This is a genomic window from Shinella sp. R2-11, from assembly GCF_055330205.1.
Window position 1 is genome coordinate 912333 of the sequence record NZ_JBVAPC010000001.1, and the last position, 17436, is coordinate 929768.

16 protein-coding genes and 1 pseudogene are annotated in these 17436 nt (G+C 63.2%); 14 read left to right on the forward strand and 3 right to left on the reverse strand.

The genetic code is table 11. The annotated features are described in order from the left end of the window. Positions 1 to 65: 65 nt before the first annotated feature. Positions 66 to 533, reverse strand: coding sequence for a transposase (locus ACZ1A1_RS04280; protein ID WP_463618915.1), 468 nt, complete (start codon positions 531 to 533; stop codon positions 66 to 68). Between the two features lie 131 nt (positions 534 to 664). On the opposite strand from ACZ1A1_RS04280, the pseudogene scpB reads away from it, so the two are divergent. The 7 genes and pseudogenes from scpB to ACZ1A1_RS04315 form a co-directional block, all read left to right on the forward strand. Next, positions 665 to 1160: pseudogene (gene scpB, locus ACZ1A1_RS04285) on the forward strand (SMC-Scp complex subunit ScpB); the annotation flags it as partial. A gap of 383 nt (positions 1161 to 1543) precedes the next feature. After that, positions 1544 to 2461 (forward strand): carbohydrate ABC transporter permease, encoded by a 918-nt coding sequence (locus ACZ1A1_RS04290; protein WP_463618916.1) that lies wholly within the window; start codon positions 1544 to 1546, stop codon positions 2459 to 2461. Further along, positions 2458 to 3339 carry a carbohydrate ABC transporter permease gene (locus tag ACZ1A1_RS04295; RefSeq protein WP_463618917.1) on the forward strand — a complete coding sequence of 294 codons (882 nt, stop codon included), beginning with the start codon at positions 2458 to 2460 and terminating at the stop codon, positions 3337 to 3339. Before ACZ1A1_RS04290 ends, ACZ1A1_RS04295 begins: the two co-directional genes overlap by 4 nt. Before the next feature lie 29 nt (positions 3340 to 3368). Next, positions 3369 to 4715 (forward strand): ABC transporter substrate-binding protein, encoded by a 1347-nt coding sequence (locus ACZ1A1_RS04300; RefSeq protein ID WP_463618918.1) that lies wholly within the window; start codon positions 3369 to 3371, stop codon positions 4713 to 4715. 180 nt (positions 4716 to 4895) lie between these two features. Continuing rightward, positions 4896 to 6500: an arylsulfatase gene (locus ACZ1A1_RS04305; protein ID WP_463618919.1), complete on the forward strand. Its 1605-nt coding sequence runs from the start codon at positions 4896 to 4898 to the stop codon at positions 6498 to 6500. A gap of 73 nt (positions 6501 to 6573) precedes the next feature. Next, positions 6574 to 7623, forward strand: coding sequence for an ABC transporter ATP-binding protein (locus ACZ1A1_RS04310; protein ID WP_463618920.1), 1050 nt, complete (start codon positions 6574 to 6576; stop codon positions 7621 to 7623). A 110-nt stretch (positions 7624 to 7733) separates the two neighbouring features. Beyond that, positions 7734 to 8090 carry a MurR/RpiR family transcriptional regulator gene (locus tag ACZ1A1_RS04315; RefSeq protein ID WP_463618921.1) on the forward strand — a complete coding sequence of 119 codons (357 nt, stop codon included), beginning with the start codon at positions 7734 to 7736 and terminating at the stop codon, positions 8088 to 8090. Here ACZ1A1_RS04315 and ACZ1A1_RS04320 read toward each other — a convergent pair. Further along, positions 8075 to 9031, reverse strand: a complete 957-nt coding sequence (locus ACZ1A1_RS04320; protein ID WP_463618922.1) for a formylglycine-generating enzyme family protein — start codon at positions 9029 to 9031, stop codon at positions 8075 to 8077. The two genes, ACZ1A1_RS04315 and ACZ1A1_RS04320, sit on opposite strands and share 16 nt — an antisense overlap. 95 nt (positions 9032 to 9126) lie before the next feature. Between ACZ1A1_RS04320 and ACZ1A1_RS04325 the strand changes: the two genes are divergently transcribed. Next, the gene (locus ACZ1A1_RS04325; protein WP_463618923.1) at positions 9127 to 10059 is read left to right on the forward strand and encodes a LysR family transcriptional regulator; all 933 of its coding nucleotides are present in this window, start codon (positions 9127 to 9129) and stop codon (positions 10057 to 10059) included. Positions 10060 to 10390: 331 nt separating this feature from the next. On the opposite strand, the gene ACZ1A1_RS04330 is transcribed toward ACZ1A1_RS04325, so the two are convergent. Beyond that, entirely contained in the window at positions 10391 to 11086 is a 696-nt protein-coding gene (locus ACZ1A1_RS04330) for a GntR family transcriptional regulator (protein WP_463618924.1), read from the reverse strand. A gap of 382 nt (positions 11087 to 11468) precedes the next feature. On the opposite strand from ACZ1A1_RS04330, the gene ACZ1A1_RS04335 reads away from it, so the two are divergent. The 6 genes from ACZ1A1_RS04335 to ACZ1A1_RS04360 are packed head-to-tail and all read left to right on the forward strand — an operon-like array spanning position 11469 to position 17398. Then, on the forward strand, positions 11469 to 12410 hold the full coding sequence (locus ACZ1A1_RS04335; protein ID WP_415213578.1) for a transporter substrate-binding domain-containing protein: 942 nt from the start codon (positions 11469 to 11471) through the stop codon (positions 12408 to 12410). A gap of 51 nt (positions 12411 to 12461) precedes the next feature. After that, positions 12462 to 13625 carry an ABC transporter permease subunit gene (locus ACZ1A1_RS04340; RefSeq protein WP_463618925.1) on the forward strand — a complete coding sequence of 388 codons (1164 nt, stop codon included), beginning with the start codon at positions 12462 to 12464 and terminating at the stop codon, positions 13623 to 13625. A gap of 2 nt (positions 13626 to 13627) precedes the next feature. Then, positions 13628 to 14710 (forward strand): amino acid ABC transporter permease, encoded by a 1083-nt coding sequence (locus tag ACZ1A1_RS04345; protein ID WP_463618926.1) that lies wholly within the window; start codon positions 13628 to 13630, stop codon positions 14708 to 14710. 30 nt (positions 14711 to 14740) lie between these two features. Continuing rightward, the gene (locus tag ACZ1A1_RS04350) at positions 14741 to 15478 is read left to right on the forward strand and encodes an SDR family NAD(P)-dependent oxidoreductase (RefSeq protein ID WP_463618927.1); all 738 of its coding nucleotides are present in this window, start codon (positions 14741 to 14743) and stop codon (positions 15476 to 15478) included. Positions 15479 to 15494: 16 nt separating this feature from the next. Next, positions 15495 to 16352 carry a transketolase gene (locus ACZ1A1_RS04355; RefSeq protein ID WP_463618928.1) on the forward strand — a complete coding sequence of 286 codons (858 nt, stop codon included), beginning with the start codon at positions 15495 to 15497 and terminating at the stop codon, positions 16350 to 16352. Then, positions 16349 to 17398: a transketolase family protein gene (locus tag ACZ1A1_RS04360; protein WP_463618929.1), complete on the forward strand. Its 1050-nt coding sequence runs from the start codon at positions 16349 to 16351 to the stop codon at positions 17396 to 17398. The genes ACZ1A1_RS04355 and ACZ1A1_RS04360 overlap by 4 nt, the downstream gene beginning before the upstream one ends. Positions 17399 to 17436: the final 38 nt, after the last annotated feature.

Sequence of the window (17436 nt, forward strand, 5' to 3'; positions counted from 1 at the left end):
GCCGCCAGTTCCAGCCGCTACGGAGGGCGGCATCCCACCCTCGTCAGGTGTGGCCAGAAGCTCAGTCACCAACGCGCGGAGTCAGGCGCTCCCACCAGCCAGGACGGCTGCAAGGAAGCTTCTCGCCAACTTGCCGAAGTGTGTTGCGACACGGCGGAAGTGTTTGAGCTTGCAGAAGTATCGCTCGATGAGGTTGCGTTTGCGGTAAAGTTCTCGGTCGACGGTTCGCTGGATCTTGCGGTCACTTTGGGTCGGGATGTGTGCCTCGCCACGCCACGCCGGCGTCGAACGAGGTCGACAATGGCCTGTGCATCATAGCCGCGATCTGCTATCAGGGCCTGAGCTGCCGGCAGTCCTTCCAGCAAGACACTAACTGCCGCTTTGTCAGAGGCTTGGCCGGGTGACAGGATGATGCGCAACGGCAAGCCATCTTGATCGACAAGCGCATTGATGTTGGTGCTCAGTCCTCCACGAGAACGGCCGATGGCGTGATCCGCGCGCCCTTTTTTCCGCCACGGAGTGCTGATGGGCAAGGATGATCGAACTGTCGATCAGGTGCAAGGACTGTGGTGAGGTTGCTGTCAAAGCCTCGAAGATGCGCAGTCACACGCCAGCCCATCGGTTATCCCGGTTGTAGGCGGTTGTGTATGGGCCGTATCAGTTCGGCAAGGCATGTAACATCGACCTGCTCATCGATGATCTGCGCGAGGAACTCCGTTCCCGGCCCTACGAGATTGTCTTCGTCGCGGGCGGCTGGCAGCACCGAACGCATTCGCGTTTCGCCGGCTTAACCCGGGCGTCGCAGGCTCCTATCCGCGGGGCGGAGCACATGCTCTCCGATTTCGAGGCGATGGTGCTGACGGCGATCGCCTATTTCCAGCCGATCACCCGCGGCGAGCTGTTGAAGATTTTCGGCAAGGAGGTCAGCCGCGACACGATCGCGAGCCTCGGCAACGCAAACTTCCTAGCCTCCGGCCCGCGCAGCCCGACGCCGGGCGCGCCTTATACCTTTGTCACGACGATGCAGTTTCTGTCGGCCCTCGGCCTGCAGACGCCGCGACCTGCCGGACATCGAGGCGTTCGAGGATGCGGGATTGCTGAGCCGGAAGGTCGTGCAGGAAGACATCCTGGCGGCGGAGGCTGAGGGCGAAGTGGAATAGATTATGCCCGGGCGCGCTGAGACCTTTGGTATCATGATCCGTTGGGATTTCACTGGTTCAGCTTAGCGCATTGATGTTTGACGTAGCGGCGACGGAAAAGTCCCCAAACCACTTTGTTGCGGCCCGTCGATGAAGGCTTCGATGGATGGCGTTGTACTGCATCCCATCTGCCAACGTCGCTTTCTTTGTCATGCGCTTTGGTTATGGCTTTTAAAGAAGAAAGCATTTCAGTTTATGGCTGGGATGACGCAAGGATCGCTTGGAACATAATCTGGGAGGAGATGAAATGTCCGAACGGCGGCACAGGCCTGCCATGGGTGGAAGACTGCCCGGAACGCTCGGCGAGGGGATCGCCTCGCGTGCAGCCGAGGGTATTTGACGACATGGCGTTGACATTCTGGGGCCGGTCCAGCTTCTTCGCGAAGACCAACACGCTTCCCTTTCTCGTCTTGATCGTCGGGTTCGGCGGTTACTCCTGGGCGCAGGTCGTGCTCATGGCTTTCTCCCATCTGCGCATCGAGGCGGGAGAGTTCGTCTGGCAGCCGGCCGGGCTCGACAATTTTCGCGAGATCCTCGGCAACGAGCTGGCCATGTACTCGCTGGCGGTCACTGCTCTCTTCGTGGTCGCGACCGTCGCCGTGTCCGTCATCCTCGGCCTAGTGCTGGCGCTGCTTGTCCAGCGCAGCAGGCGGCTCAACCGCATCTCGCAGGTCGTCCTTTTGTGGCCGGCAATCGTGGCGCCCGTCGTGGTGAGCCTCATCTGGCTCCTGATCCTCAGCCCGAACATCGGCGTGCTCAACAAGCTGCTCGATACTGTGCGGCTGCCGACCCAGGACTGGCTCGGCACGGAGGCCGGCGCGATCGTCGCCATCATCATCGTCGACGTCTGGCACTGGACCCCGGTCGCCTTCCTCATGCTCTACACGGCGCTATGCGCGGTCGACGAGGAGGCCATCGAGGCGGCGCGTTGCGACGGCGCCAACGAGTGGCAGGTGATCCGCTACATCAAGATCCCCATGCTGATGCCGGCGATCATCGGAACGGTCTTCATCCGAGCGATCATGGGCGTGAAGGCGTTCGACGAGATGTATCTCCTGACGGCAGGCGGCCCGAACGGCGCCACGATGCTGGTCTCGCTGCATATCCGCGACGTCTTCTTCGACCAGCTGAACTATGGTTACGGCTCTGCCTTCAGCGTTCTGCTCGTCGCGCTGATGTCGCTCGCTATCGGCGCGGGCATGCTCGTCAGGCACCTGCGCGCCATCCGGTTCTTTTCTGCAACGCGTGAGGTGGAAGCATGACCGCCGGCAGCCATGCCATCAAGACAGGGGGCCCCGCCGACGCGCGACTGCGCCGGCGCAAGAATCTTGCCGACCTTACCTGCGATGCCTTCCTGGCGCTACTGCTGCTGCTCTTTATCGCCCCCATCGCCTGGATGATCGTGCTTTCTTTCCAGTCGGACCGGGCGATCATCTCCATGTTCTGGGAGCTGGACCTCACGCTGGACAACGTCACCGCCATCCTGGCGGACGACCAGCCCTTCCGCGCGCAACTCGCCAACAGCCTCGTCGTCGTGGTGGGAACGGTCGTCCTGTGCGGCATCGCCTCGACCCTTGCGGCCTACGGCCTTTCCAAGTTGCGGCTGCCGTGGTGGCTGACCGCTACGGTCGGCGCCTGCTGCGCCGTGGTCCCGATGCTGCCGCCGATGGCGCTCGTGCCGGGTTTCTACGTGACGCTGATCCAGACGGGACTCCTCGGATCGCTCGCCGGTCTCATCATCCTCAACACGATCCTCAACCTGCCGTTCGCCACGCTGCTCATGAAGATCGGCTTCGACGAGATCCCACCCGCGCTGCAGGAGGCGGCCTCCATCGACGGTGCGAGCGAGGCGCGATCCTTCTGGACGATCATGCTGCCGCTCGTCACGCCGAGCCTGATCACCAGCTCGCTCTTCACGGCCATCATGACGTGGAACGAGTTTCTCATGGGGCTGACGATGACGTCCGGCGGCACGACCTCGCCGCTCTCCGTGGGCATCGCATCGCTGGTGCAGCCCTACGAGGTCCGCTGGGGCCAGCTCTCGGCCGTCGGCAGCCTTGCCGTGGTGCCGATCATGATTGCGAGCGTGCTCGCCAGCAAGCGCATCATCGCCGGCATGACCCGCGGCTCCGTCAAGTAAATGCACCGATTGATCTCAGGGAGGAACAGATGATCAAGCAAACCGAAACCGAGCGCCTGCCCCTATCCCGGCGCCAGGTTCTCAAGGGGATCGCCGCCGCGGGCGCGGCTGGCGTGGCAGGCCTTCCGGCATGGGGGGCGGCCGCTGCCGAGGTCAGGGAACTGATCGTGCTGACCGGCACGACGCCCTGGCTGCCGGCCTATCAGAAGGCGGCTGCGGCCTATGAGGCGGAAAAGGGCGTGAAGATCACCTTCCGGCCGTTCCCCTATGGCGGCATGCGCACCCAGATGACCAACGCGATCCAGAGCAAAAATGCTGCCTTCGACGTCTTCCAGCTCGACGAGCCGTGGACCGGCCAGTTCTACGACAACGGCTGGATCAAGCCGATCGATGAGATCATCGAAGGCTATGCGCTCGATCCCAACATCCTGACCTACGATAACCTGCCGCTGTGGGACAGGCAGCAAAGGCTGGGCGTGGCCGGCGGGCAGGTGATGGGCCTGCCGATCAACGGCAATGTCGATCTCTTCGTCTACCGCAAGGATATCTACGACAAGCTGGGCCTGCAGGTGCCGCGCACCTGGGACGAGGCGATCGAGAATGGGAAGAAGGCGGTGGAGGCCGGGGAGGTCCGGTACGGCTATGTCACGCGCGGCCAGCCGACGACGGGTGGCCAGTCGGTCAGTTACGAGTTCATGCATGTGCTCTACGGCTTCGGCGCTGACTGGTTCACCGTCGATGGCGGCTCGCTCGTGCCGGCGATAAACAGCGAGGCGGCAAAGGCCGCGGCGACGACCTTCCGCCGCCTTCTGGAACTGGGGCCGTCCCGGCCGCAGACGGTCGGGCAGGCGGACTGCATCGCACTCATGCAGAGCGGCCAGGCCCTGCAGGGACATTTCGTGGCAGCCGGCATGCCGCAACTCGAAGACGAGTCCCGCTCCTCCGTCGTCGGAAAATGCGGCTATGCGGTCGTGCCGGCTGGGTCGCTCGACCAGCCGGTTCCGGCCAGCGGCGTGTGGTCCCTCTGCGTGCCGGCAGGCCAGGCGCCGGAGCGCCAGCGCGCGGCCGCCGAGTTCATCGTCTGGATGCTGGAAAAGAAGCAGCAGGAGGTCTTTACCGGTGCGGGCGGCATTCCGACGCGCAAGGACATCGACGTCTCGGGCGCCGGCGCGCTCCGGCCGATCATGGAAGCGGCGCGCGATTCCGCGCCCCTTGCCCGCGGCTCGATCCGATACGTCTTCGCCGCCCAGATGCTCGAGGCCGTCGAGCCGGTCGTCGGCCAGATCGGCTCGGGCGAGGTGGAGGTCGCCGCGGCGCTCGACGGCCTGCAGGCAAAGCTCGCGGACATCGCCAAGGCAAGCGGCTTTGCGAAGTAGCGAGAGCTGATCCCTTCACGCAGCACGCCGTGGTGTGGCGGGCTGCGTGAACAGGACGGCCCCGCAACGGAGATTTCGAGCACCTGTGACTGCCGGCCCCCGGGGCCGGCAGAGCGATCCTATCGTACCTAGAATCCGCCATCCGAGCGATCGGTGGCGCAATCACGTGAGAGAGCATCGATGACCAAGCGTCCTAATATCGTCCTTGTCCTTGCCGATGACATGGGTTTTTCCGATCTCGGCTGCTATGGCGGAGAAATATCCACGCCGCACCTGGATGGCCTTGCGCGCAACGGCGCTCGCTTTTCGCAGTTCTACAACACCGCGCGCTGCAGCCCCTCGCGCGCCTCGCTGATGACCGGCCTTCACCCGCACCAGACGGGGATCGGCGTCCTCACGAACAATGACCTGCCGCGCGGATATCCCGGCAACCTCAACGGCCGTTGCGCGACGCTTGCGGAAATGCTGAAGGCGGCCGGTTATGCGACATGCCTGTCGGGCAAGTGGCATCTGGCGACCGACATGCACACGCCGAACGACACCTGGCCGACACGCCGCGGCTTCGACAGCTTCTTCGGCACGCTGACCGGCTGCGGCAGCTTCTACGCCCCCGGCACGCTGACGCGCGGGGAGAGCGACGCCTCGGCGGAAGCGCTGGATCCCGGCTTCTTCTACACGGACGCCATCGCCGCCCATGGTGCCGATTTCATCGCGGAGCAGGCGGCCGCGAGAAAGCCCTTCTTCCTCTATGCCGCCTTCACCGCGCCGCATTGGCCGCTGCATGCACCCGAGGAGGACATCGCCCGGTACGAGGGCCGCTTCGACGAAGGCTGGGATGCGTTGCGCGAAAAGCGCATGGAGCGTCTCGTTGCGGAAGGTATCCTGCCGGCCGACACCACGCTCAGCGAGCGCGATCCGACGCAGCCGGCCTGGACGGCCGAGGAACACAAGGCGTGGCAGGCCAAGCGCATGCAGGCGTATGCGGCGCAGATCGAAGGCATGGATCGCGGCATCGGCCGGATCGTCGAGGCGCTCGAGGCGAGCGGCACGTTCGAGGATACGCTGTTCGTCTTCCTTTCCGACAACGGCGCCTCGCCGGAGGATCTGCCCCAGTTCGATGTCGAGACCTTCATGCAGCGGGCCGACATCCTGCCGCGGGCGACGCGTGACGGCAGGCCGATGCGCGTGGGCAACACGCCGGACATCGTTCCGGGCGCCGAAGACACCTATTCGAGCTATGGCCGCGCCTGGGCGAACCTCTCCAACACGCCGTTCCGCTTTTACAAGCGCTGGGTGCACGAAGGCGGGATCGCCACGCCGCTGATCGTGCACTGGCCGGCCGGCGGATTCGCGGACGGGGCGATCCTCGATGCGCCGGCGCAGCTCGTCGACATCGCGCCTACGATCCTGGAAGTGACCGGCGCCAGCTATCCGCCGCCCGCGCTCGGCCGCGCGGTCTCGCCGCTGGAGGGGCGGAGCCTGCTGCCGCTCCTGCGCGGCGGCTCGCTGCTTGAAGCACCGCTTTACTGGGAGCATACGGGCAATGCCGCGATCCGGGTCGGGCGCTGGAAGCTCGTGCGCGAAGAGCCGAACGGCTGGGAGCTCTACGACCTTGCGGCTGACCGCACGGAGCTTGTCGACCTTGCGGCGGACAATCCCGATATCGTCGCCGACCTTGCGGCCCGGTGGGAGGCCTGGGCTGCCCGGGTGGGCGTCATCCCGTGGGACGTGACGGTCGGCATCTATGTCGAGCGCGGGCAGCACCCGAGCCTTGCCGCCGGCTGATCTGCCGCCGCCATCGGGCCGGTCCCCGGTTGGGCCCGGCTCCCCTTTCAGACTGTCAAGGAGAGTCACGACGATGGCCTCGGTCGAAATTCACAACGTCCAGAAGTTCTACGGCACGCTCAAGGCCCTGCACGGCGTTTCCATCCAGATCGATGACGGGGAGTTCGTCACGCTTGTCGGTCCGTCGGGCTGCGGCAAGTCGACCCTCCTGCGCATGCTTGCGGGCCTCGAGGAGATCAGCGGCGGTACGATACGGATCGCCGAGACCGTCGTGAACGAGCTGCCCCCCAAGGACCGCGACATCGCGATGGTTTTCCAGAACTACGCGCTCTATCCCCACATGACCGTGGCGGAGAACATGGGCTTCGCATTGAAGCTCAAGAACACGGACAAGCGCGAAATCCACGGCAAGGTGGAGCGGGCGGCGCGTATCCTTAATCTCGAAAAGCTTCTGGAGCGCTATCCGCGCCAGCTTTCCGGCGGCCAGCGCCAGCGCGTGGCGATGGGGCGGGCGATCGTTCGTGACCCCAAGGTGTTCCTGTTCGACGAGCCGCTTTCCAATCTCGACGCGAAGCTGCGCGTTTCCATGCGGGCGGAAATCAAGAGCCTGCACCAGCGCCTCGGAACGACCACCGTCTACGTGACGCATGATCAAGTGGAGGCGATGACGATGGCCGACAAGATCGTCGTCATGCGCGACGGCGTCGTCGAGCAGGTCGGTGCGCCGCTGGCGCTTTATGACAGTCCCGTCAATATGTTCGTCGCCGGCTTCATCGGTTCGCCGGCGATGAATTTTCTGACGGGAGAGATCCGGGACGACGGATTCCTCGCCGGCGACGTCCGGCTGCCGCTTGCCGCGTCGGCTCCGGAACTGATCGGCCGGCGGGCGGTCTACGGCGTCCGGCCCGAGCATATCGGCATTGGCGAAGACGGCATTGCCGCGGAGGTCTGCGTGGTGGAGCCGACAGGGGCCGAAACCTATCTCGTCGTAAAGCTCGCGGGGCAGGAGGTAACCTGCGTCGCGCGCGACCGTCTGGATGTGCGGGCCGGGCACACGGTGCGGCTGTCGCCCGATCCGGGCCGCATCCACCTTTTCGATCCGCAAAGCGGGCGGCGTCTCTAGGGCAGGGGATTTCGCGTGCGCTCGCGGATCCGTGCCGCATGGCCAGCACGCGGGATTGCGGGCCGGCCCCGATGTCCATTCTCCCCTTTTCACCAGGCAAGGAGCGGATCATGAACCTTGGCCACAAACCTCCCCGGACCTGGGACGAACTGCATGCGCTCGTCATGGCGAACGGTTCCGCCTTTCCGCGGCAACTGGCCCTGCTGGTGGACTTCGCCCTGCAGCATCCGGATATCATGGCCTTCGGGAACTGCGCGTCGATCGCGCGGCGGGCCGGCGTGTCGGCGACGACCGTCTCCCGCCTCGCGCGCGTTCTCGGCTATCGCTCGTTCCGCGACCTGCGGACGCTGTTCCGGGACGATCTGGTGCGCAGAGGAGGTGTGCGCTTCCTGAAGACACAGGGAAAGGCCGTCAAGCAGCGCATGAGCCCTGGGCGTCATGCGCAGGAATGTCAGGGCAGGTCATAGGCGAGGCGGAAGCCGATATGGCCCGTCGACGTGTCGGCGCTGTGCCCCATGCGAGCGGCGATGCGATAGCGGTAGCAGTAGCTGATGTGGCAGAGGTAGGAGCCCCCCTTGAGAAGGCGCTCGGCATTTCGGCCTGCGAGCGCATTGCGCGCCTTCGCGGCCTGCGTGAGGGGTTGGACATGAAACGCGTCGACACACCATTCCCAGACATTGCCGCACATGTTGAAGAGGCCCGAGGGGTTCGGTTCGAACGCGTCCACCGGCGCCGTGCCGCCATAGCCGTCGGCAAGGGAATTGATGTGTGGGAAACGGCCCTGCCAGATGTTGCAGTGGATGGCCCGGTCGCTTGGCTCGTCATCCCCCCATGGATACCGCATCTCCGCCCGGCCGGCCTTTGCGGCGTGCTCCCACTCGGCTTCGGAGGGCAGCCGGCCGCCAGCCCAGCGGGAAAAGGCCTGTGCGTCGTTCCAGGAGACGTGGACGACCGGGTGCCGGTCATCCGTACGGAGCGGACCGCTGGGGCCGCCCGGCAGGCGCCATGTGGCGCCATCGACCCGATGCCACCAGGGCAGGCCGATCGGCTGGCTGGTCACGGTTCCCGGTGTGACAAAGTCCTTGAAGACGAAGCTCCAGCCGAAACGCTCCGCATCCGTGACATGGCCGGTGTCCGCCACGAAACGGGAAAAGCGCGCATTCGTGACGGCATACCTGTCCAGGCCATAGGCCCGCACGGCCACCTGGCGCGCCGGGCCCTCTCCGTCCGCGTCGATGACGGGCCTGTCGGTGCCGACGGTCGCGATATCCGCATCGAACCAGGCAGCGTCCGCCGGCGCCGGTGCGGTCGCCGGCAGGGCCTCCCCGTTTCGCGCCGGCGCATTGCCGGCGCCTTCGCGTCGCGGCAGGCTGCAGCAGCTTCGTTTCGCTTCCGGGTTCTCCGCCATGTCGCTCCGCATCGCCTTGCCTCTTGTGGCAGACACTAGTGAAGCTTTGTCATGCCGTATAATACTTAAATGCTCGAGAGCCATACGGAGGAGTTATGGACCTGCTGCGCAATATCGGCTTGCTGCGATCATTCCTGACCGTTGCGAGGGAGGGTAATGTGACGGCTGCCGCCGAGAAGATGGGGCTTAGCCAGCCGGCCTTGACGCGGAACATCCGGCGGCTCGAGGAGGAGTGCGGGATGACACTGTTCGACAGGCACACACGCGGCGTCACCCTCACCATCTATGGCCAGACGCTGCTGCGTTATGCGCAGATGATCGATACGGAATGCCGCTTTGCCTCTTCTGAGCTGGAAGCCATGCGCAGCGGGCACCGGGGGCACCTGAGGATCGGCGGGGGGCCGTTCTGGGGCGGTACGCTACTACCAAAAGCGCTGACGCGGCTGCACCAGCGCTTCCCCGACGTCCGCACGACCCTCGATGTCGGGGTCAACACGGTCATTCACCCCAAGCTCTTCGCCGGCGAGCTTGACCTCGTGGTCTCGGCCAGTCCGCATGACCTGTCGGCGCTTCCGGACCATATCGGCTTTCGGCCGCTCATCACCATCCAGAGCGGGATCTTCGCGCGGGATGCCCATCCGATCTTCGAGTGCTCGCCCCTCGACCTCAACGATCTGTCCCGGTTCCAATGGGTCCTCTACCAGGCTGATACGGACGCCATCGAGCGCCTGAGCGCTTTCCTGAAGTCGATGGGAATAGGCCCGCCGCGGATTGCGGTCGAATCGAGCTCCCTCATGGCGGTCGTCGAGCTGGTGCGCAGCGGCGACTTTTTCGCCTGTCTCGCTGCGCCGCTGTTCGGGAGCTTTCGCGATATCGGCATTCGCCAAGTGGAGACGACGCGCGAAATCTGGAGCTTCGATGCGGGGATCCTGTATCACAAGGCCGTTGAGACCACCGCTCCCTACGAGATGCTGCGGCGTGCGCTCAAGGACCTAATCGCTGCCGCGGGTCTTAAGTCGAAAGGCTGATCGAATTGCCGAGCATATGGCGCTTTCAGTGTCGCCTTTGCGTGATACGCGCTCATGTCACCCGTCGCTATGCCCTTCAGAGATGGTGGAGTGAAGACTCGCGCGGATGATGCATCGGTATCGTACAATCCCATCAGACTTTGACAGTACATTTCTTCCGCCCCTCCATCATGCAAAGCTTTCCCGAGGTGATTTGTTCGATAACGATATTTCGCAGGGAGGAAAGTGCCGGTGGTCGCCAGAGCCTGTTGTACGACTGCTGGGTCACAGAAAAGCCGAGTGGCAGCCAAACGGATTTACGTTCCCCTGGACGGCGTTTTGCAGCAAGATATTACGCAAAGCGCTGAGCAAGCTGCGTTCGTCTCGCGACGTCCTCCTGGAAAGTCATGAACTCTTCCATCGTCTCGAAGCCATGCAGCATGTGAGCACGGACTTCCGTCGCCATGTCGTCGAAACTGGAGCCCGCCGCCAGTTCAACATAGCGGACATGGTGCTCTGGCGCCGGTCCCATGCGACCGCGTGCCCGGTTGTATGTGGCCCAATAGAGCTGCAGGCGACTCTTCAGTCCTACCCAGGTCGTCAGGAGAAGTTTGTGGCCGGACGCCTCGTAGGGGAAGGAGTGGAGCGCCAACTCCGCGATCAGGCATCCTTCGCTGTCGCCAGCCGAAATCCGGTCTAGCAGCACGTCGTGGCGGCGTTTGAACTCATTGATGAACGCCTGATCTCGTCTGTCCCATATTAGGCGAAATGCGAAAATCTCCAGCTCGACCCGCAAGGAGAAAATCTCCTGGATGTCCTGCAGGGAGAGCGCCGCTACATGGGTGCCGGTATAGGGCTTGGTGACGAGCAGACCTTCTTCAATCAGATGGCGCAGGGCCTCGCGAAGCGGTCCACGGCTGACTCCGAACTTCAGCGCAAGATCGGCTTCCACGACGGGGCTTCCCGGCGATAAGGTTCCGTTGAGGACGGATGCACGGAGTTCCTGAACAATCTGTTCGCGGAAGGTCTGTTTAACAACTGGCCGCATAGGAGCCCCCAAATATCAACTTTTGCAGCTCTAGCAAAACCATTAGATATTTTCTCTTGCAAAATTATAAACGATGATCGATTGTCAACAATATGGAGGGTGCTGCGATTAGGTGCAAGGGGTAATTCCTTTCGCTATAACTTATCACATAGGTGCTATTTCATATGTGATAGGAAGTTGCGTTTCGTCCTGCTCAGGCCGTGGAGGCGGGCCGTAAGGTCCGATGTTTTTGGACAGGTGGTGTCCGGATAGAGATCCGGTCCTGCGATTTCAGAGGGAACGAATGATGAAAAGATATCTCAAATCCGCGATTGCGGCCGCCGTCGCCGTATCCACTGTCAGCACAGCCGCCTTGGGAGCTGGGGGGCCGACGCTGGAGACTGTGAAGCAACGCGGTGCCCTGAATTGCCCCGGCCATACCGATTCCTATTTCGGTTTTGCCGAGGTCGACGGCAAAGGCAATTGGACTGGCCTCGATATCGACATGTGCCGTGCGATCTCTGCGGCGATCTTCGGCACCGACAAGGGCCATCTCAAGGTCATTCCGCTCTCCTGGGCGCAGCGCTGGCCGGCTCTGCAATCCGGCGATGTCGATATTATGATCAAGACGTCCGGCGGCACCTTCACGCGCGACACCGAGCTCGGATTCCAGTTTTCCAATACCTATTACCTCGCCGAGACGCTCGTCATGGTCCCTGCGAAGATGGAGCTGAAGTCGCTGAAGGACGCCGACGGCGCAACCGCCTGCGTCGCCGCAGGCTCCGTACAGGAACGCCAGCTCGCCTCCTACACGGCGAAGATCGGCATCACGGTCGAGCCGGTCGCCATCGAGAAGACTGCGGAGCTCAATAGTGCCTATTTCTCGGGACGCTGCGATCTCTATGTCGGCTCTGGCCAAGTGCTCGCCGTCGCGCGCACGACTGCATCCAACCCCGACGACCACGTTATCCTGTCCGAATCCCTCGGGCTTGAGCCGGAGGTGATGCTGGTCCGCCAGGGCGACGACAACTGGCTCGACATAGCCAACTGGACGCTCACCGTCCTTTTGATGGCGGAACAGGAAAACATTACGTCGGCTAATGTCGACGAGATGAAGGTCAGTCCCCCGACGACGGAGATGGGCAAGATGCTTGGCGTCACGCCCGGCTTCGGCACACCCCTCGGGCTTTCCGACGACTGGGCTTACAACGTCATCAAGCAGGTTGGCAATTATTCAGAAATCTACGAGCGCAGCCTCGGGAAGGCGACGCCCTACAAGATGGATCGCGGCCTAAATGCGCTGTGGAATGCCGGTGGCGTGCTCTTTCCCTATATGGTCGACTGAAATCGACGCCCGGACCATTGCGGTTCGGGCGGCTCCTTGCGGGATAGCGAAATGTTCCTTCTGCAAAGCCGGAAAACGCAGTCCGTCCTCATTCAGGCGGCTTATCTCGGCGGGCTTCTGTCCATCCTCGTTGCTGGCGCTATAACCGCCAGGCGCAACCTGGATGCCCAAGGCATCACGTCGAGCTTCGACTTCCTCTGGAAGGCGACGGGGTGGAACCTGACATTCTCGCTTCTGCCAGCGACCACGTCGGACCCCTATTGGTGGTTCCTGTTGATGGGCTTCGTCAATACGATCGTGCTGGGCCTCACCGGCCTTGCGGCGGCGACCCTCCTCGGCGGGCTGGTCGGCATGGCGCGCGTCTCGGCCAACAAGGCGGCGCGCCTTCTAGGTACTGTATATGTCGAGATGTTCCGCAACATCCCGATGATCGTGCAGGTCTTCTTCTGGTACGGGCTCGCCAGCCATCTTCCCGGCCCCCGCCAATCTTTGGAATTCGGCGGCCTCCACCTCAACAATCGCGGCCTCTATTTCCCAGGTTTCAACGTGCCCGTCTGGTCGGTGATGCTCTTCTACGCCGTCGTCGCCCTGATGCTCGTCCTGATTATATGGGTCGCCACCGCCCGCCGCTTCGGCAACCTGGCACAGGGCCAGCGCAGGCGTCTCATCGCCACCGTGTGCGCCTTCGGCGTCGCCTGCGCTATAGCCGTGATCTACACCGGCCACGCACCAGGTACGGACCTGACGACCGCTCCCGAGTTGCGTGGCCTGAACATCTCCGGCGGATACCGGCTGCGTCCGGAGTTCCTCGCCATGGCTTTCTCCATCGCCACGTACGGAGCGGCCTATATCGGCGAGATCGTGCGCGGCGGGTTCAACGCCGTCCCGCAAGGGCAGACGGAGGCCGCCCGCTCGCTCGGCCTCACATCCTGGCAGACCTTCGTTCGCATACGCCTTCCGATTGCCTTGCGCTCCATGCTGCCCATCCTCGCCAACCAGTATGTCTGGCTCGTCAAGGCGACGACCCTCGGCATCGCGGTCGGCTTCGCGGATTTCTTCATGACCGTGCTGAGTTCCATCACCCAGTCCGGGCAGGCGCTCGAATTCATCGGCATCTTGATGGGCGGCTTCCTGCTCCTCAACCTCTCGATTGCCACGATCTTCAACACGATCAATAGGCGGATCGCCCTCAAGGGGCATGGGGTCGGAAGATGAAGATGGCCGCGACCGATTCCCCTCCCTCGCTGCCACGGACGCTGCTGCGCGAGTTACGCCGCGACTATTTCTCCAGCATTCCTTCCGCGCTGCTGACGATCTTCTGCTTAGGCCTGCTTGCAGCCATGGCATGGTTACTCTTGGATTGGGGACTGCTGCGGGCAACGTTCTCTTCCTCGGCCCGGCAGCCGGAATGCGCGACGGCTGGCGGTGCCTGCTGGTCGATCATTGCCAATCGCTGGCGCCTCATCTTCTTCGGCCTCTATCCTTATGAGGAGCACTGGCGTTCGGCGATCGCTTGCATCGTCGTGGTGCTGACCGTTTTCTTGAGCTGCCTGCCGGCCTTCTGGACGGGAAAGCGCCTGTCAGCGCTCTGGCTCGCCGGCTACGTTGCCTTCGTCCTCTTCATGAAGGGCGGCGTGTTCGGCCTCCCGCTGGTGCGTGAGGAGCAATGGGGCGGTCTTTCGCTCACGCTTTTCGTCTTCGTCTCCACGGTCGTTATCGGCATGCCTGCGGCGATCGTCCTCGCTCTCATGCGTAATTCGCAGATGCCGGTCATTGCTCGCACCACCGGGATCGTGATCGACACGGTGCGCTCGCTTCCTCTCCTCTCGATCCTCTTCACATTCGCACTGGTCCTTCCCTTCATGCTGCCGAGCTTCCTGGTCGGGGAGAAGCTCTACCGCGTCATCTTCGGCTCGGCATTCTTCTTTGCCGCCTATCAGGCCGAGATCATCCGGGGCGGGATGCAGGGTGTCTCGAAGGGGCAGGACGAAGCCGGGAAGTCTCTGGGCCTCAAGTACCGCCATCGCGTGTCCCTGATCCTGCTGCCGCAGGTTTTCCGGAGCGCTTTGCCGGCAACGATCAACCAGGTCGTCATCACGTTCATGGAGACCTCCATCGTGGTGATCGTCGGCTTCTTCGAGCTCCTCGCCTCCGCCAACACCGCCTTCGGCAGCGGCGAATGGAGCTTTGCCTATGCGGAGGTCTACGTCTTCGTCGCGGCGATCTACTTCGTCTTCGTCTTCGGCCTGTCGCGCTACGGCGCCTATCTCGAAAAACGCCTCTCGACCGATCGGCGCTGAAACTCATCCACGTATGGAAAAAGGGTCATAATGTTTAACTTCTCATCCAAATCTCTGCTGCTTCACGGGGCAAGCGGTGGCATCGGCTGCGCGATAGCGCAGTTATTCGCCAACTGCGGGGCGAGCGTCTTCCTCGTAGATCGCGAGGAGACGCCGCTCACGCAACTCGCCAATGAGATAGGCAATGCCGCACGGGTCTGCTGGATGGCGGCCGACGTCACCCGTGCTGAAGAAGTGGCGGCGGCGACACAAGCGGCCATCGCCGCATTCGGCAAGATCGACTATCTTGTTAACAGCGCGGGGCTCTATACGGGCGCAGCGGTGGCCTCGATGTGCGACTCAGAGTGGCGTCGGGCCATCGATGTCAATCTGGACAGTGTATTCTTCGCCTGTCGCGCGGCCGTGAGCGTGCTTGCAGACGGCGGCGCGGTCGTCAACATCGCCTCCCTCTCTGGTCACCGCGGTGACAGGGATCATGCGCATTATGCGGCGGCGAAGGCAGGTGTCCTCGGCTTCTCAAAGACACTGGCGCTCGAGTTGGCTCCGCGCGTGCGCGTTAATGCAATCTCTCCCGGCGTGATTGAGACGCCCATGGCCATGAAGCAGATCGCCGGGGAACGTGACCGCATCCTGAACGCTACGCCGCTTCGACGTCTCGGAGTGCCAACGGATATCGCGAACGCTGTCGCCTTCCTTTGCAGCGACGCCTCCGCCTTTATCACTGGGGAGGTGCTGCACGTGAACGGCGGCTACTACATCGCAGGATGAGAGAGGAGGACTAGGCATGATCGGAATGGACGCAGTTCCTGCAGCTCGGGGAACGGCCTGCGATATCGATACTTTGGAGACGATCGCACGTGAGCTGCGGCGCCAGGTCGTGCGCCTCGTCGCATCCACAGGCCAAGGCTATGTGCAGCAGGGCCTCGGTGCTGCGGATCTCTTCGCAGCCCTCTATTTCGTCGAGATGCGGCTCGACCCGGAAAACCCGGACTGGGACGAGCGCGACCGCTTCGTCCTCTCCACCGCGCACAACACTGCGATCTTTTACGCGACGCTCGCCGCGCGCGGCCTGATCCATCCTGCTATGCTCACTGATTACTGCAGGGATGGCTCACCCCTCGAGATCAACGCCTCCGAGCGGCTCGGCACGGTCGTGGAAGCCACCTGCGGCTCGCTCGGGCAGGGCCTGTCGGTCGCCGCGGGCATGGCTGCTGCCGCCCGGCGTCGCGGCTCGGACCGCCGCATCTACGTGATGCTCGGCGACGGCGAGATGCAGGAGGGCCAGGTCTGGGAGGCGGCGATGGCGGTCGCCGGATGGAGGCTCTCCAACCTTTGCCTGATCGTCGACGACAACCGCATGCAGGCGGACGGCGATATCGAAACCGTCATGCCGATGGGGTCCGCCGCCGACAAATGGAAGGCCTTCGGCTGGCGGGTGGAAGAGATCGACGGCAACGACATGCGCGCTATCCTCGACGCCCTCGACACGGCACGGCAGGAGAGCGGAAAGCCCACCTGCATCCTCGCGCGCACTCTCGTCGGCAAGGGTGCACCAAGTCTCGAAGGTATTTTTGGCCACAACATGAAACTGCCAGCGGACGTCGCCGCGCGGGCGCTTGCGGAACTGGAGAGAGCCCGATGAACGCCTCCACGGAAAACCTCGCCGTCACCGACTTCACCGTCCGGGGCGTCAATGGGCCGATCCCAAAGCTCTACGGCCAAGCGCTTCTTGACGCCGCACTCGCCAACGAGAGGATCGTGTGCCTCGGCGCGGATCTGACGTCGGCGACCGAGATCGACCCGTTCCGCGATCGGCTGCCGGAACGCTTCTTCAACCTTGGCATCGCCGAGGCCAATATGGTCGGCGTCGCCGGCGGCATGGCAAGAAGCGGCGACATCCCGTTCCTACATTCCTTTTCCGTCTTCGCCAGCCGCCGCTGCTACGACCAGGTGGCAATGCAGATCGCCTATCCGAACCTGAACGTAAAGGTCGTCGGTTTCCTCCCGGGCCTTACGACAATCCTCGGTGTCAGTCACCAGGCGATCGACGATATGGCGCTGATGCGCGCGCTTCCGAACATGACGGTCATCGAACCGGGCGGGCCCGAACAGGTGGCCGCCGCCGTCGATGCCGCTCTGACATATGAGGGCCCGGTATATCTGCGCATGACCCGGCACATTGCTCCTCTGCCAGACGCCTTCGCACCCCGGCCGCTCGTCCGCGGCAGGATTGATATCCTGCGCGAGGGAACAGATGGTCTCCTGCTGGCAACTGGCAACATGGTCAATGCCGCGCTGGAAGCTGCGGAAATGTTAGCGTGCGACGGTTTTGCACCGTGCGTGGTCAACGTATCGACGATAAAGCCCCTCGATACGGCGATAATCGAACTCGCCAGGCGCAGTCGCGTCGTCGTTACGGCCGAGAACCATTCGATCATCGGCGGTTTGGGGTCGGCCGTCGCCGAACTGCTGATGGATGTCGGCGTCGCCGCCGCTTTCGCGCGGGTTGGGGTCAGGGATACTTTTGCGGAGGGCGGCTCGACGTCCTATCTCAGGAAAAAGTTCGGGCTCACCGCGCGCGACATCGCGGATGCTTTCCGTACCAAGGCAAAGATAATGGCCGCCGGGGGACCGGTGTTACAGAATCCGCGACTGCCCGACCGCGCTGCGCCAAACGCGGGCGCTTGATCGGCTCATCGCAAACAAGAAGAACTTGTCTAAGGAAG

Bases quoted from the DNA above. Each gene is read 5' to 3' on its own strand.
- ACZ1A1_RS04295 (WP_463618917.1), top strand. From the start codon at position 2,458: ATGACCGCCGGCAGCCATGCCATCAAGACAGGGGGCCCCGCCGACGCG.
- ACZ1A1_RS04300 (WP_463618918.1), top strand. From the start codon at position 3,369: ATGATCAAGCAAACCGAAACCGAGCGCCTGCCCCTATCCCGGCGCCAG.
- ACZ1A1_RS04320 (WP_463618922.1), bottom strand. From the start codon at position 9,031: ATGGCGGAGAACCCGGAAGCGAAACGAAGCTGCTGCAGCCTGCCGCGA.
- ACZ1A1_RS04330 (WP_463618924.1), bottom strand. From the start codon at position 11,086: ATGCGGCCAGTTGTTAAACAGACCTTCCGCGAACAGATTGTTCAGGAA.
- ACZ1A1_RS04310 (WP_463618920.1), top strand. From the start codon at position 6,574: ATGGCCTCGGTCGAAATTCACAACGTCCAGAAGTTCTACGGCACGCTC.
- ACZ1A1_RS04325 (WP_463618923.1), top strand. From the start codon at position 9,127: ATGGACCTGCTGCGCAATATCGGCTTGCTGCGATCATTCCTGACCGTT.
- ACZ1A1_RS04305 (WP_463618919.1), top strand. From the start codon at position 4,896: ATGACCAAGCGTCCTAATATCGTCCTTGTCCTTGCCGATGACATGGGT.
- ACZ1A1_RS04350 (WP_463618927.1), top strand. From the start codon at position 14,741: ATGTTTAACTTCTCATCCAAATCTCTGCTGCTTCACGGGGCAAGCGGT.
- ACZ1A1_RS04290 (WP_463618916.1), top strand. From the start codon at position 1,544: ATGGCGTTGACATTCTGGGGCCGGTCCAGCTTCTTCGCGAAGACCAAC.
- ACZ1A1_RS04355 (WP_463618928.1), top strand. From the start codon at position 15,495: ATGATCGGAATGGACGCAGTTCCTGCAGCTCGGGGAACGGCCTGCGAT.
- ACZ1A1_RS04360 (WP_463618929.1), top strand. From the start codon at position 16,349: ATGAACGCCTCCACGGAAAACCTCGCCGTCACCGACTTCACCGTCCGG.
- ACZ1A1_RS04315 (WP_463618921.1), top strand. From the start codon at position 7,734: ATGAACCTTGGCCACAAACCTCCCCGGACCTGGGACGAACTGCATGCG.
- ACZ1A1_RS04340 (WP_463618925.1), top strand. From the start codon at position 12,462: ATGTTCCTTCTGCAAAGCCGGAAAACGCAGTCCGTCCTCATTCAGGCG.
- ACZ1A1_RS04345 (WP_463618926.1), top strand. From the start codon at position 13,628: ATGGCCGCGACCGATTCCCCTCCCTCGCTGCCACGGACGCTGCTGCGC.